This is a genomic window from Nocardiopsis sp. NPDC007018 (assembly GCF_040635075.1).
Lineage (GTDB): Bacteria > Actinomycetota > Actinomycetes > Streptosporangiales > Streptosporangiaceae > Nocardiopsis.
In genome coordinates this window covers 75,194-89,725 of the sequence record NZ_JBEYHA010000010.1, presented here as the reverse complement: position 1 = coordinate 89,725, position 14,532 = coordinate 75,194, and the positions used below count along the sequence as shown (strand labels likewise).

General features: G+C 70.8%; 14 protein-coding genes. 10 read left to right on the top strand and 4 right to left on the bottom strand.

What is annotated here, in order from left to right:
- The first annotated feature begins 124 nt into the window (after positions 1–124).
- The 5 genes from ABZ635_RS07955 to ABZ635_RS07935 all read left to right on the top strand — a co-directional run bounded on the left by ABZ635_RS07955 (position 125) and on the right by ABZ635_RS07935 (position 2,980).
- A complete protein-coding gene (locus tag ABZ635_RS07955; protein ID WP_357760637.1) occupies positions 125–547 on the top strand; it encodes an ATP-binding protein in 423 nt (140 codons plus the stop codon).
- A gap of 361 nt (positions 548–908) precedes the next feature.
- Complete coding sequence (locus tag ABZ635_RS07950) at positions 909–1,517, top strand: ATP-binding protein (RefSeq protein WP_357760634.1); 609 nt, start codon at positions 909–911, stop codon at positions 1,515–1,517.
- Positions 1,517–1,834 carry a hypothetical protein gene (locus ABZ635_RS07945; protein WP_357760631.1) on the top strand — a complete coding sequence of 106 codons (318 nt, stop codon included), beginning with the start codon at positions 1,517–1,519 and terminating at the stop codon, positions 1,832–1,834. Before ABZ635_RS07950 ends, ABZ635_RS07945 begins: the two co-directional genes overlap by 1 nt.
- Before the next feature lie 109 nt (positions 1,835–1,943).
- Positions 1,944–2,486, top strand: a complete 543-nt coding sequence (locus ABZ635_RS07940) for an ATP-binding protein (RefSeq protein WP_357760628.1) — start codon at positions 1,944–1,946, stop codon at positions 2,484–2,486.
- Positions 2,487–2,638: 152 nt separating this feature from the next.
- A complete protein-coding gene (locus ABZ635_RS07935; protein WP_357760625.1) occupies positions 2,639–2,980 on the top strand; it encodes a hypothetical protein in 342 nt (113 codons plus the stop codon).
- A 48-nt stretch (positions 2,981–3,028) separates the two neighbouring features.
- Here ABZ635_RS07935 and ABZ635_RS07930 read toward each other — a convergent pair whose 3' ends face one another.
- From ABZ635_RS07930 to ABZ635_RS07915, 4 genes are all read right to left on the bottom strand, one after another.
- Positions 3,029–4,453, bottom strand: a complete 1,425-nt coding sequence (locus tag ABZ635_RS07930) for an FAD-dependent oxidoreductase (RefSeq protein ID WP_357760624.1) — start codon at positions 4,451–4,453, stop codon at positions 3,029–3,031.
- 13 nt (positions 4,454–4,466) lie between these two features.
- Positions 4,467–5,912: a gamma-aminobutyraldehyde dehydrogenase gene (locus ABZ635_RS07925; protein ID WP_357760621.1), complete on the bottom strand. Its 1,446-nt coding sequence runs from the start codon at positions 5,910–5,912 to the stop codon at positions 4,467–4,469.
- A gap of 155 nt (positions 5,913–6,067) precedes the next feature.
- On the bottom strand, positions 6,068–6,790 hold the full coding sequence (locus ABZ635_RS07920) for a response regulator transcription factor (protein ID WP_357760618.1): 723 nt from the start codon (positions 6,788–6,790) through the stop codon (positions 6,068–6,070).
- 196 nt (positions 6,791–6,986) lie between these two features.
- Positions 6,987–7,457: a flavodoxin gene (locus ABZ635_RS07915; protein WP_357760614.1), complete on the bottom strand. Its 471-nt coding sequence runs from the start codon at positions 7,455–7,457 to the stop codon at positions 6,987–6,989.
- Positions 7,458–7,544: 87 nt separating this feature from the next.
- Here ABZ635_RS07915 and ABZ635_RS07910 point away from each other — a divergent pair, with 87 nt between their 5' ends.
- The 5 genes from ABZ635_RS07910 (at position 7,545) to ABZ635_RS07890 (ending at position 14,024) form a co-directional block, all read left to right on the top strand.
- The gene (locus tag ABZ635_RS07910) at positions 7,545–8,540 is read left to right on the top strand and encodes a DUF4352 domain-containing protein (RefSeq protein ID WP_357760611.1); all 996 of its coding nucleotides are present in this window, start codon (positions 7,545–7,547) and stop codon (positions 8,538–8,540) included.
- Positions 8,541–8,949: 409 nt separating this feature from the next.
- Positions 8,950–9,789 carry a nitrilase-related carbon-nitrogen hydrolase gene (locus tag ABZ635_RS07905; RefSeq protein WP_357760608.1) on the top strand — a complete coding sequence of 280 codons (840 nt, stop codon included), beginning with the start codon at positions 8,950–8,952 and terminating at the stop codon, positions 9,787–9,789.
- A 4-nt stretch (positions 9,790–9,793) separates the two neighbouring features.
- The gene (gene hydA / locus ABZ635_RS07900; RefSeq protein WP_357760605.1) at positions 9,794–11,200 is read left to right on the top strand and encodes a dihydropyrimidinase; all 1,407 of its coding nucleotides are present in this window, start codon (positions 9,794–9,796) and stop codon (positions 11,198–11,200) included.
- Between the two features lie 10 nt (positions 11,201–11,210).
- Positions 11,211–12,236: a TIGR03842 family LLM class F420-dependent oxidoreductase gene (locus ABZ635_RS07895; RefSeq protein ID WP_357760602.1), complete on the top strand. Its 1,026-nt coding sequence runs from the start codon at positions 11,211–11,213 to the stop codon at positions 12,234–12,236.
- Positions 12,237–12,458: 222 nt separating this feature from the next.
- Positions 12,459–14,024: an NCS1 family nucleobase:cation symporter-1 gene (locus ABZ635_RS07890; protein WP_357760599.1), complete on the top strand. Its 1,566-nt coding sequence runs from the start codon at positions 12,459–12,461 to the stop codon at positions 14,022–14,024.
- Positions 14,025–14,532: the final 508 nt, after the last annotated feature.

Below are 14,532 nucleotides of genomic sequence, written 5' to 3'. Positions count from 1 at the left end.
GTTCGATCTTTCAGGGTGGTTTCCGACACCCGATGTGTTCAGAAACCAAAAAGCTCCGGTGGCCGATGTGGAAGGCGGCCGCCCGGAGCTGGCCCCCACCCCGACAGCACCGAGGTGAGAACGAATGCAGTGTACCGCCCCCAAACCCGTACACACCAGGTCGATCACAGAAGCCTGCCGCCGATTCCCCGGCCAGCGCGACCACGTGCGAGAAGTCCGCATCTGGGCCCGCGAGACGCTCTCCACATGGGGAGTCGGCGTCCCCGAGGACCTCGCTTTGGTGATCACGGAGCTGGCCACCAACGCGGTGGATCACACGTTCAGCGGGGACGAGGGCGGAATATTCACCGTGCGTCTCTACCTCCACGGAGACCATGTACGTGTCGTTGTTCGCGACGCTGGTCCCCGGGCGGGACGCACCCCCACCCGCCGGACCCCGGTCCCGACGGCCTTGCACGGCCGTGGGCTCACCCTGGTCGCTGCGTGCTCCACCTCCTGGGGTGCCTTGCGGTACGGCACCGGAGTCTTCGCTGAGGTCCCTCGGTGAGCCCTTCCCAGCTCTCCCAGAGAGCTCTCACAAGATTCCGCGGGTGAGGAAACCCCCTGGCCTCTGTCCGTCTGACTTCGGCTCATTCGACACATACAGATACAAAGCCCAGGCCCAAGCACCCGGCGCGAAACCCACCGCCCAGGGCTCACTCAGCCAACCCAACTCACGTCCGAGAAAGCAGAACCATGAACCCCGACCATCTGAGGCCCCCGCCCGAATGGCCCACCCAAGCGCCCCACAGTCCTCCCGGCCGCCTGCGAGGCCCGGTGATTCCTTCGCCTCGCAGGCCCGTCGAAACCGTCCCGGTGGAGGTCCTGCGCAAAGTCCTGGCCGGACTGCGACGCCTGGAGGTCACCCCATGAGGCCCGCTCCGCCGTTCTCCCCCGAACTCGCCCACCGCGAAGTGATGGCCCCCGTGGCGAGCTTCATCAAGCCGTTCCACTCCCACTACTTCTCCCGAACCGTCGGCCCGCCCTACCGCAAGCGGCAGTACTCCTTCGCCGGGTTGCCCGGTCTGATGCCCCTGGTCCGCGCGTTCCTGGACACCAGCGCGGCGGAGCGGTGTGAGGAGTTCCAGTTCCTGTTCACCCTGCTCGGATCGGAGTTGGCGAACAACGCCATCGCGCACAGTCGGTCGAGTGAGCGGGGCAGCACCTACACGTTGACGGTGGATCGGGGTGCGAAGGGGATGACGTTGATCTGCCGTGACCAGGGCAGCCGTCTGCCGCAGGAGAAGGGCAACTTCACCGCCGCCACGTTCGCCGACATCGAAGCCGGAACTGCGACGGGTCGGGGGTTGGCGCTGATCGACGCGTTGGCGGATCGGTGGGGCGACAACGGCGACCCGAAGTTCCGGCAGGTGTGGTTCTTCCTGGCCTACGACCTGACCGACAACCCGTGGATGCAGATCGACACCGAGAACGTCGACGACGCCGAGGTCATCGGTAGGAACGGGGTGGGGTGCTGATGTTGGACATCGACACCAGGGACCTGCTCGCGTGCGCCGGAGACGCCCTGACTGCTCCGGGGCACTTGACTCCCGCGCAGGTGGACGTGTGGCACAACCACACCCTCCGCAACCGCATGCCTCTGGTTCTGGAGGCGCTGCGGATCGCCGGAGACGAAGGCGACGCCGAACGGGCCATAGCGCTCATCGACCAGGCCGTACACGACTACCCCGCCCCCACCCGGATTCCCGGCAACAGGCCGGTACCGGGGTCCCGGCTGCTGGCTCAGCGCCACCGCGCCGACCACGACGACCCGGAACCCCCGAACGCCGCCTGAGCGCTCCGCGCTGCTCGAAGGCGTTCATGAAAAAGGCTCTGGCGGGTGCTGGAACACCCCCAGAGCAGGCCGACAAGCTTCACCCCTTGAAGAGAAAGAGATTGCCGACATGGCCATTGTGCCGCACACCCCTGCCCTGAACCACACGGTCGCCCCGCCCGAGCCCGCCGTGCGGTGGGAGTGCCGGGTCTACCCCGGACAGCTCTCCCACACCAGCCAGGTCCGGACCGACCTGAACACCGACCTCAACCGCATGACCGGGATTCCGGCCGAGGCGCGAGAGGAGATGGTGTTGTGCGTGAGCGAGATGTTCGCCAACGCCTGCGAGCACTCCCGCTCCGGGCAGGACCCGGACGGCAGGGTGGTCCGCACCCTGGAAGCACCGGTTCCGGGGCTGGTGAGGGTGTCGATCATCGACGACGGTGCCAGGGCAGGTACCGTCGTGGACTCTCTCCCGAGGGTCCCGCGCAGGAGGACCAAGCACGAGTGGGAGCAGGCCGAACGCGGACGGGGCCTGCTGATGGTCGGCCACCTCGCGGCCCGGTGGGGGTTCCGGCCCGTGCTGGACTTCCCCTTCTGCGAAGGACTGGGCACGGTCATCTGGGCCGAGTTCACCCTCCCGGCCCTGGCCACCGCTAGGGGCAACCGATGAAGGCGCACGTCAGCGCTCAGGTGCGGTCGGTCCTGACCGCACCCCGAGGCCACCGCTTCACCCGACCAGCCGGGCCTCCCCTGCGGGCCCTCCCGGTTCCGCCGAAGGCACCCCAGACACAGGCACCTCAGGCGGAGGTTTCCCGCTCGGAGATGCCCTGGGAGGAGACCCACCAGGCCCGCCAGGAACGCCTCCTGCGCCAGATGCACGACAACCCCCGGGTCGCCTACATGCTCCAACACGGACCCGTCCCGCACTGGGTCAAGGTCGCCCGCCAACACCGCGAACAGAAAGCCCGCGAAGCCCGACAGGCCGCCACCGAGGCCCGAACCGAGCCCGAGGCACAACCGGTCCGCACCCGGGGCCGTCACCGTGCACCCCGCCGCTGGTGGGGCTGGCCCGCCACCGCCCTCGGAGCAACCCTCCTCCTCGGACAGACCGCCATGGAAACCCTGGGAGCGAGCCTGGCCCCCGACATCGGCATCCCGATCTAACCCGACATCCACAAGCGGGGCCCGGCACACACCGGGCCCCGCACCACCTCAGCTGTCGAACCCCATGCCCACGGAGTCCAGCCCCCGCAACCACAGGTTGCGCCGCCCCCCGTTCCGGTCGGCGGCGGCGGTGGCCCTCAGGGTGAGTTCGATACCCAGCGACCGCACCGGCTCGGGCGGGAACGGCAGCGGCTTCTCCCGCACCATCCGCAGCCGGGTGCGTTCGGTGTCCAGCCCGTCGAGCCGGTCCAGCATCACCTGCGCGCCGAACCGGGTGGCTCCCACACCCAGCCCCGTGTACCCGGCGGCGTAGGCGAGGCGCCCCCCGTAGGCGTCGCCGAAGAACACGGAGAAGCGGCTACAGGTGTCGATGACCCCGCCCCAGCTGTGCCCGAACCTGATCCCGCGCAACTGCGGGAAGGTCTCCAGGAAGTGTTCGGCCAGCCTCTGGAAGGTCTCCGGGCGCTGGTCGTACTCGGGCCGCACCTTCCCCCCGTAGTGGTGCACCACGTCGTACCCGCCCCAGAGGACGCGGTCGTCGGCGGTGAGCCGGTAGTAGTGGAAGAGGTGCGCGGAGTCCGAGACCCCCTGCCTGTGCTCCCAGCCGATGGACGCCCGCTGCTCGGCCGTCAGGGGTTCGGTCACCAGCGCGTAGTCGTAGACCGGAGCCAGGTAGTGGCGCAGGCGGCGCAGCGGCCCGGGGAAGGCGCCCCCGCCCCAGGCGACCCTGCGCGCGTGCACGGTTCCGGTGCGCGCCTCCAGGCGCAGCCCGGCGGGCACGGAGCGGATCGAACGAACGGGCGTGTTCTCGAAGAACCGCACCCCCAGGCCCTCGGCCGCGGCCCGCAACCCCCAGGCGAGTTTGGCGGGGTGCAGCATGGCGACCCCGTCCGGGTCGTGGAAGCCGCCCACGTAGGTGGGTGAGTCGACCTGGGCGCGGGTCTGCCCGGCGTCCCACACGTGCGCGGTGCGCCCCTGGGCCCGCAGGGCCAGGGCCTCCTCCTCGAACCCCTCGGCCTGCCAGGGCTCGGTCGCCACGAGGGTCTCGCCGGTGCGCTCGAACTCGCAGTCGATGCCGTACCGCCGGACGGTCTCCTCGATGGCGTCGAGGTTGGCCATCCCCTGGCGTTCGAGTTCGTCGATCTCCTCGGGCCAGCGCTCGGCCCCGTTCTCGCGGCCGTGGGTGAGGCTGGCCGCGCAGAACCCGCCGTTGCGCCCGGAGGCCGCCCAGCCGGTGGTGCGGGCCTCGACCACGACCACGTCGCGGTCGGGGTCGCGTTCCTTGGCGATCAGCGCGGCCCACAGCCCGGAGTACCCGGCGCCGACCACGGCCAGATCGGCGTGTACGTCCCCCAGCAGTGGCGGCGCGGGTTCGGGCACCTCGTGTCCGGGGACGTCTGGGTCCAGCCAGAAGACGCGGGGACGGGCCCCCTCCAGGGCCCGTGCGGCCGCGCGCGCGGTGTCGTCGGTCAAGGCTCTCCCCCGGTCAGCCGATGTAGCTCATGACGTGCTTGATGCGGGTGTACTCCTCGAACGAGTACGTCGACAGGTCCTTGCCGTAGCCCGAGTGCTTGAAGCCGCCGTGCGGCATCTCGGCCGTGATCGGGATATGGGTGTTGATCCACACGCAGCCGAAGTCCAGTCGGCGCGAGACGCGCAGCGCGCGGGCGTGGTCGCGGGTCCACACGCTGGAGGCCAGCCCGTACTCCACGGAGTTGGCCCAGGCCACGGCGGTGTCCTCGTCGGTGAAGCGCTGGACGGTGAGGACGGGACCGAAGATCTCGTCGGTGACCAGTTCGTCGCCCTGGCGCAGCCCGGAGACGACGGTGGGCGCGTGGAAGAAGCCCTCCCGCCCGACCCGGGTGCCGCCGGTGAGGATCTCGGCGTGGTCGGGGACCCGTTCCAGGAACCCGGTGACGCGGGCGAGCTGGTCGGCGTTGTTGAGCGGACCGTAGGCGGCGTCGGGACGGTCCGGTCCGGCGGTGACCGTGTCGCGGGCCCGCTCGGTGAGCGCGGCGGCGAGGTCGTCGTGGACACCGGGGGCGGCCAGGACGCGGGTGGCCGCGGTGCAGTCCTGGCCGGCGTTGAAGAACCCGGCCTCGGCGATGCCCGCCGCGGTCCGTTCGACGTCGGCGTCGTCGAAGACGATCACGGGGGCCTTGCCGCCGAGTTCCAGGTGCAGGCGCTTGAGGTCGCGCGCCCCGGCGCGGGCGACCTCGAACCCGGCCCGGGTCGAGCCGGTGAGGGAGATCAGGGCGGGGATCGGGTGGTCGACCAGGGCGCGTCCGGTGTCGCGGTCGCCGCACACCACGTTGAACACCCCGGCGGGGAGGAACTCGGCGGCGATCTCGGCGAGCAGCAGGGTGGAGACCGGGGTGGTGTCCGAGGGCTTGAGGACGACGGTGTTCCCGGCGGCGAGCGCGGGGCCGATCTTCCAGGCCGCCATGGCCATCGGGTAGTTCCAGGGGGTGATCTGCCCGACCACGCCGAGGGGTTCGCGGCGAATCCAGGAGGTGTGGTCGCGCAGGTACTCGCCCGCGGCGCGGCCCTCCAGGTTGCGGGAGGCCCCGGCGAAGAACCGCAGGGCGTCCAGGACCTGGCCGATCTCCTCGGTGCGGGTGAGTCCGACCGGCTTGCCGCAGTTGCGGACCTCGGCGGCGACGAGTTCGTCGGCGCGGGCCTCCACGGCGTCGGCGAAGCGGTTGAGCGCGATCTGCCGTTCGGCCGGGGTCCAGTCCCGCCAGCCGCCGTCGAAGGCGCGGCGCGCGGCCCGGAACGCGGCGTCGACGTCCTCGGGCCCGGAGACGGGGGCGGTGGCGAAGACCCTCCCCGTGGCCGGGTCGACGAGGTCGCTCCGGCGGCCCTGTGCGGTGTCGGCGTACCCGCCGTCGACGAAGTTGCGCAGGTGGTCGGGTCGGGGACCTCGGGTCACGGCGGCTTCCCTGGGGTCGGGCGCGGCGGGCGCGCGGGTGCGGGTGGACCGGGACTGGTCACACTGTCACCCCCGCGCGGCGACTTCAAGCGGCCCCGTCGGGTGCGGTGCCCGCGTCTACGGACGCCTCGGTGGCCGCCGTGGCCCGTGGCCGCCTACCCGAGGTACTCGGCGCGCACGGCGTAGATGGCGGCCTCGGTGCGCGAGTGCACCTGGAGCTTCTCCAGGATGTTGCGGACGTGGTTCTTCACGGTGTTCTCGGTGATGAACAGGCGTTCGCCGATCTCCCTGTTGTTCAGGGAGCGTGCCAGCAGTTTGAGGACCTCGGTCTCCCGGGGCGTGAGTTCGGGGATGGCGGGGGCGGCCCTGGGGGCGCGCTCCTGTTTGGCCAGCCCGGCGAACTCGCCGATGAGCTTGATCGCCATCGCCGGGTTGATGAAGGACTGGCCCTCGGCGATGGCGCGGACGGCGCGGGCGATGTCGGTGACGGCGATCTCCTTGAGGAGGTAGCCGGTGGCCCCGGCCTTGAGGGCCTCGAAGAGGTCGGCCTCGTCCTCGCTCATGGTGAGCATGACGAACTTGACCTCGGGAACGGCCGCGCGGATTCTCGGGCAGGCCTCGATGCCGGTGGAGTTGGGCATCATCACGTCCATGAGCACGACGTCGGGTCGGAGTTCGGTGGCGAGCACCACCGCCTCGTCGCCGTCGGCGGCCTCACTGACCACGTCGATGTCGGCTTCGTCGTTGAGGACCGAGACCAGGCCGCGCCGGAAGAGGGCGTGGTCGTCGACCACGAGTACCCGGATGGGGGCGCTGGGGGCCGTGGCCTCTTCTGTGGCGTAGTTCAACCGAGCGGGTGACGGGGGGTGGGGACTCACCAGAACTCCTATTGCGCATAACCGAAATACCGGGTTTCCGGATCGGCTCGCTGACGGCGGGTTCAAGAATCCAGACAAAGGGGGATTTCACTAGTGAATCCTCCCCCAGCGAGGCTCTCCTTACTGTCCCATAAGTGTTCAGGGAACGGTATGTGCTTGGAATTCCCCGACCGGTTCCGCCCGACGGTCCACCCGGCTATCCGCCCTGCTCGGCACGCTCCAGAGCGGCCAGCGCGGTCACCGCCCCCAGCTCCCAGCAGGCCTCCCGGGCCCCTGCGTCCGGTCGGCCCGTCACGGTGACCGGCGGGCGGTGTCGGTGCCAGCCCATACCCTTGGCCACCGACTCCACCGAGCGGACCGCTCCGGAGGTGTCGTTGTCGCCGTGAACGTACAGCGCGTACGGAAGCCCCTGGGTATCCACCTGCACGGGGTAGTACACGGAGTCGAAGAAGTGCTTGAGGGCCCCCGACATGTAACCGATGTTGGCGGGGGTACCGAGTACCACCGCGTCCGCTTCGAGCAGGTCGGTCGCGTTCGCGGAGAGTGCGGCCTTGACCTGCACTCGTACGCCTTCGATATCGTCTGTTCGGGCGCCGTCGAGCACCGCGTCCAGTAGTTCCCTGGTGGCGGGTGAGACCGTGTGGTGAACGATGAGCAGTCGTGCCATGCCCCCACAGTAGGCAGATCCCCCTGGCGTGGCCCGGTCACACGCTCCCGCTCACCGTGAGCACCGCGCAAGAAAGCCAAGGACACCATGACTCAGCCTCCTCCTCACGGACAGGACCCCTACCAGGGCCCTCCCTACGGTTCCTCCACCGGCGGCCAGCCGCCCATGGGCCCCTCCACCGGCGGTCAGCCGCCCATGGGCCCGCCCCCCGGCGGGATGCCCCCTGGCGGGATGCCGCCGATGGGTCCGCCGCCCGGCGGCATGCCTCCGGGTGGAATGCCCCCCGGTGGCATGCCCGGCGGACCGCCCCCGATGGGCCCGCCCCCGGGCGGTATGCCCCCGGGCGGCCCCGGCGGCCCCTACGGCGGCGACCCCTACGGCCCGGGCCCCGGCCCGGAGTTCGGCGGCGACCCCTACGGCGGCCAGTACGGCCCGCCCACCCCGCCCCCCTCCAAGGGCAGCGGCCCCTGGCTGTGGATCAGCCTGGGCTGCGGCGGCCTCTTCGTCATCGGCGTGGCCCTGGTCGTGCTGCTCGTCTTCTTCTTCGCCGACAACGAGGGCGGCGGTGACGGCGGCGGCGGAACGACCGGCGGCACCGAGGAGACCGAGGGCACGGACGGTACCGACGGCTCCGGAGGGTCGACCGGCGGCGACACCAGCACCGGGCTCGGCAACGCCGAGCGCTCCAACCCGGACCTGCCGGGCATGGGTGAGGAGGTGGAGCACAACGGCATGCTCTTCACCGTCACCGAGGTCGAGACCGGCGTCACCGAGGTCGGCTCGTTCACCCCGTACGGCGAGTACGTCGTGGTGTGGGTGGAGGTCGCCCCGGCCGGGAGCGACCCGATCACGTTCTGGCGCGACGAGCAGAACCTCTACACCTACGACGGCACGGCCATCGGCGAGGACTACGCCGCCACCCTGGAGTTCTCCAGCGAGATGATGAACGTCTCGATCGACCCCGGCGACTCCCTCGTGGTGCCGATCGTCTTCGACGTCGACGACGCCTCCGACATCTCCTACATGGGCCTGAGCGCCGAGACCTTCGGCGGCTCCGAGGTCGAGGTGGACGTCACCGGCTGACCCGCCTCCCCCGGCCGCTCGCGCACCGGAACACCGCTGGCCGAGGGCGGCCGGGCACCCGCCCGGCCGCCCTCGGCCGCATGTGCGAAGGCACGAAATCGGCGACCGCCCTCCCCGCCAAACCTGTCGGTTCGGCCGAACCGGAACCGCCCGGCACGGGACACGGGTGAACCCTGGCCACGGCAGTCACCGGGGCCACCCGTTTCTTTCCCGTCCGCCGGGATGTCGGACGTTGACCGGCCAATCTCCTCTTACCTAGGGTGCGACCTCTACGACGCACCGACCCCGCCCGCGACCGGCCCTCCCCGAAGAGCGGGGGCACCCGGTCGCGCCGCGGTCGGAGGCGGACGCACCAGGCGTTCTTCGCCGCCAGCTGTCGGGGCGGCGCTCGAAGAGGAGCGAGGGAACCATGCCGCACACCGTCCGGGCCGCACTCGTCCAGACCGAGTGGACCGGTGACGCCGAATCCATGACGGCCGCCCACGAGAGATACGCGCGCGAAGCCGCCGCCCAGGGAGCACGGGTCATCGGCTTCCAGGAGGTCTTCAACGCCCCCTACTTCTGCCAGGTGCAGGAGGCCGAACACCACCGCTGGGCCGAACCCGTCCCCGGCCCCACCGTCACCCGTTTCAGCGCCCTGGCCAGGGAACTGAACATGGTCATGGTGCTGCCCGTCTTCGAGGTCGAGGGCCCCGGGTTCTACTACAACACCGCCGCCGTCATCGACGCCGACGGCACCTACCTGGGCAAGTACCGCAAGCACCACATCCCCCAGGTCAAGGGCTTCTGGGAGAAGTACTACTTCCGCCCCGGCAACCTCGGCTGGCCGGTCTTCGACACGGCGGTCGGCCGGATCGGCGTCTACATCTGCTACGACCGGCACTTCCCCGAGGGCTGGCGGGCCCTCGGCCTGGGCGGGGCCCAGATCGTCTACAACCCCTCCGCCACCAGCCGGGGCCTGTCCGCCTACCTGTGGAAGCTCGAACAGCCCGCCGCGGCCGTGGCCAACGCGTACTACGTGGCCGCCATCAACCGGGTCGGGGTCGAGGAGTACGGCGACAACGACTTCTACGGGACGAGCTACTTCGTGGACCCGCGCGGACGGTTCGTCGGCGACGTCGCCTCCGACACCGACGCGGAACTGGTCGTGCGCGACCTCGACCTGGACCTGGTCGACGAGGTCCGCCAGCAGTGGGCCTTCTACCGCGACCGCAGGCCGGACGCCTACGGTCCGCTGGTGGAGGGGTGACGCCATGACCCGAACCCTCATCAGCGGCGGCCTGGTCGTCACCTCCGCCGAAGAGCTGGAGGCCGACGTCCTCGTCGAGGACGGCCGTGTGGCGGCCCTCGCCCTGCGCGGCAGCGACCCGGCCCGGAGCTGGGCCCGGAGCGGCGCCGCGACCATCGACGCCACCGGCCACTACGTCGTCCCGGGCGGTGTGGACGGCCACACCCACATGGAGATGCCGTTCGGCGGCACCCAGTCCGCCGACACGTTCGAGACCGGCACCCGGGCCGCGGCCTGGGGCGGCACCACCACCATCGTCGACTTCGCGATCCAGCGGCCGGGCGAGTCCGTGCGTTCCGGGGTGGAGGCCTGGAGGGCCAAGGCGGACGGCAACTGCGCGATCGACTACGCCTTCCACGCGATCCTGTCCGACGTCAACGAGTCGTCGCTCAAGGAGATGGACGCCCTCGTCGACGAGGGCGTCACCTCGTTCAAGCTGTTCATGGCCTACCCGGGGGTGTTCTACAGCGACGACGGGCAGATCCTGCGGGCCATGCAGCGCGGCGCCGCCAACGGGGCGCTCACCATGGTGCACGCGGAGAACGGCATCGCCATCGACGTGCTGGTCGAACAGGCCCTGGCCGAGGGCCGGACCGACCCCCGGTACCACGGAGAGGTCCGCAAGGCGCTGCTGGAGTCGGAGGCCACCCACCGCGCCGTGCAGCTCGCCCGTGTGGCGGGCGCCCCGCTGTACGTCGTGCACGTGTCCGCCACCGAGGCCGTGGCCGAGCTGGCCCGCGCCCGCGACCTCGGCCTCAACGTGTTCGGCGAGACCTGCCCGCAGTACCTGTTCCTGTCCACCGACAACCTCGCCGAACCCGGGTTCGAGGGCGCCAAGTACGTGTGCTCCACGCCGCTGCGCCCCCGCGACCACCAGGAACACCTGTGGCGGGCGCTGCGCACCAACGACCTGTCCGTGGTCTCCACCGACCACTGCCCGTTCTGCTTCGTCGGGCAGAAGGACCTGGGCACGGGCGACTTCTCGAAGATCCCCAACGGCATGCCGGGCGTGGAGCACCGGATGGACCTGCTGCACCAGGCCGTGGTGGAGGGCCGGATCAGCCGCCGCCGGTGGATCGAGCTGGCCTGCGCCACCCCGGCGCGCATGTTCGGGATGTACCCGAAGAAGGGCACCGTGGCCCCGGGCGCCGACGCGGACCTGGTGGTCTACGACCCGAACGCGGAGCAGACCCTCTCCGCCGCCACCCACCACATGAACGTGGACTACTCCGCGTACGAGGGGAAGCGGGTGACGGGCCGGGCCCGCACCGTGCTCTCACGGGGCCGCGTGATCGTGGACGACGGCACCTACCTGGGCGCGGCCGGTCACGGCTCCTACGTGCCCCGGTCCACCTGTCAGTACCTGGTCTGAGGAGGAACCCATGGACTTCGGACTCGTCCTCCAGACGGACCCGCCCGCCGACCTACTGGTCGAGCGCATGGTGCGCGCCGAGCGGCGGGGGTTCACGCACGGCTGGACCTTCGATTCGGTGGTGCTCTGGCAGGAGCCCTTCGTCATCCACAGCCGGATTCTGGACCGGACCGAGCGGATGGTCGTCGGCCCCATGGTCACCAATCCGAGCACCCGCTCGTGGGAGGTGACCGCCTCGACGTTCGCCACCCTCAACGACATGTACGGGAACCGGACGATCTGCGGGATCGGCCGGGGGGACTCGGCGATGCGCGTCGCCGGGCGCGGACCCGCCACGCTGGCCCGGCTCTCCGAGGCGATGACGGCGATCAAGGACCTCGCCGAGGGCCGCGAGGCCGACGTGGACGGCGCGACCCTGCGCATCCCGTGGGTGCGCGACGGTTCCCTGCCGGTGTGGATGGGCGCGTACGGCCCCCGGGCCCTGGAACTGGTGGGGCGCAAGGCGGACGGGTTCGTCCTCCAGCTCGCCGACCCGTACCTGACCGAGTGGATGGTGCGGGCGGTGCGGTCCGCCGCTGTGGCGGCCGGGCGCTCCCCCGACGAGGTGAGGGTGTGCGTGGCCGCGCCCGCCTACGTCACCGACGGCTCCGAGGAGGGGCTGGCGCACGCGCGGGAGCAGTGCCGGTGGTTCGGGGGGATGGTGGGCAACCACGTCGCCGACCTCGTGGCCCGGTACGGAGAGCACTCGGACATGGTGCCCGAGGAGCTCACCGACTACGTCAGGGCCAGGAAGGGCTACGACTACAGCCACCACGGCCGGGTGGACAACCCCGACACCGACTTCGTGCCCGACGCTATCGTGGACCGGTTCTGCGTGATCGGGACGGTGGCCGAGCACGTCGAGAAGCTGGAGCGGCTGCGTGCGGCGGGGGTGGACCAGTTCGCGGTCTACGCCATGCACGACGACGTCGACGGAGTGATCGACGCCTACGGGCGGGAGGTCGTCCCGGCGCTGTCGGGGAGCCCCACGACCTGACGCCGACGCCCCGCCGAAGCGCGGGCCGGGCCCACGGGGCGGGACCGGCCCGCGCCCCCTCCGGTGGACGTCAACACGGCACGGATGACGTGCGAAGATATTCGACGGTCTACAACAGACCAGGATCTTTCGGGCGCGCCCGGGATCACCTCCCGGGCCGCGCGCGTGGGCCCGGCGCCCGCGCCCCGCCCTCCGTCAGCACCACCGAAACACAGGTGTCCCGTGTCCGAAGCCCCCTCCACACCAGAGTCGACCTCCCAGGTCGTGCACCCCGACGGGCGCGTGTCGATGCCCGAGGGGACCACCCTCCCCGACAGCCCCTACGTCAACGACGACCTCCAGCCCGTCCCCATGTCCAAACGGACCTGGGGCACCGGGAGCTTCACCGCGCTGTGGGTGAGCATGTCGGTGAGCATCCCCGCCTGGACGCTGGCCAGCGGGCTGATCGCCGCCGGAATGGACTGGCGCCAGGCCATGGTCACCATCGTCCTGGGCAACCTGATCGTGCTCCTGCCGATGGTGCTGACCGGTCACGCCGGAGCCCGGTACGGCATCCCGTTCCCGGTGTTCGCCCGCTCCTCCTTCGGGCTGCGCGGCGCGAACCTGCCCGCGCTGCTGCGCGGGGCGGTCGCCTGCGGCTGGTTCGGCATCCAGACGTGGGTCGGCGGGCAGGGCGTGTACGTCCTGGCCGGTCGCCTGTTCGGCGACCCCTGGACCAACGCGGCCGCATTCGGCGACCACCCGTGGACGCTGTGGCTGTCCTTCGGCCTGTTCTGGCTGGTGCAGGTCGCCATCATCCTGTGGGGCATGGAGGGCGTGCGCAAGCTCCAGGTGTGGGCCGCGCCGCTCATGGCGGTCGGCGGCGTCGCGCTGCTGGTGTGGATGGCCGTCGAGGCGGGCGGGTTCGGCCCGATGCTCAGCACCGAGAACAGCCTCGGCTGGGGCCCGGCGTTCTGGGTGCTGTTCTTCCCGTCGCTGATGGGCGTGATCGGCTACTGGGCGACGCTCACCCTCAACATCAGCGACTTCACGCGCTTCGCCTCCTCGCAGCGCTCGCAGGTCGTCGGCCAGTCGCTGGGCCTGCCCACCACGATGACGCTGTTCTCCCTCATCGCCGTGATGGTCACCGCCGGAACCTCCGTCGTGTACGGCGAGGCGCTGTGGAACCCGATCGACGTCGTGAACCGGATGGGCAGCGGGATCGGCCTGCTCTTCGCGATCTTCGTGGTGCTGCTGGCGACGGTGTCCACCAACATCGCCGCGAACCTGGTGGGTCCGGCCTACGACCTCGCCAACCTGAAGCCGAACTGGTTCAGCTTCCGCGTCGGCGCCATCACCACGTCGTTCCTCGGGGTCATGATCTTCCCCTGGAAGCTCATGGAGGACGAGAACGTCTACATCTTCGCGTGGCTCGGCACGGTGGGCAGCCTGCTCGGCGCCGTGGCGGGCATCCTGCTCGCCGACTACTGGCTGCTGCGCCGCACCCGTGTCGACCTGCCCGCGCTCTACACGCGCGGTTCGGTGTACTGGTACGCGAACGGCTGGAACTGGCGGGCCCTGGTCGCCTTCGGCGCGGGCGCCCTGCTGGCCGTGGGCGGAGCCGACCTGCCGGTGGGGTCGGAGGGCCCCTTCATCTCGTTCCTGGCCCCGCTCGCCGACTACGGCTGGGTGGTGGCCCTGGTCACCGCGCTGCTGCTGCACTGGGCGCTCGGCACCCTCCTCCCGGACCGGCGTCTGCGCGAAGGCGACCCGACCTCCCCGGAGGCGACGACCGCTCCCGCCGCCTGAACCGGACGGGCGCCGAGGGGCGCCGCGCGGGGTCGGTCCCCCGCGCGGCGCCCTCACCCGGCGGTGCCCCCGTCGACGCCTCCAGGACGCGCCGAGGGCCAGAGTGGTTGCCCACACCGCCGCTGGTGGCCACATCCGGCATACCGCCCCTCATCGGACGACACGCGCGCAACCGCCCCGACCGGCACCCGCCCCAGGGTGCGACCGTGCCCAAGAGCACGGCATGTTTCGTTGTTTTCCGTGGTCAGAGGGGGGTAACGTCGAAAATCGCGCACATCCTCCGTGCAGCGGACGCAAGGGGTCGGCGACCACAGAGCCGCTCAGGCACGCACGCTTCGCCGCGTCACCGTGGACATCCGCCCTACCGGCGCGTAAACCAGTTCGTGCCCCATGCCGTCATCAATGTGGTGTTCCCACGCGAACCAGGCGTGAACACCAGAACAACGTCAGTACACCATCCGCGCAACCCCACCCCTCTCGGGTGTCACGGTTAACCGCGTCTCGGCCT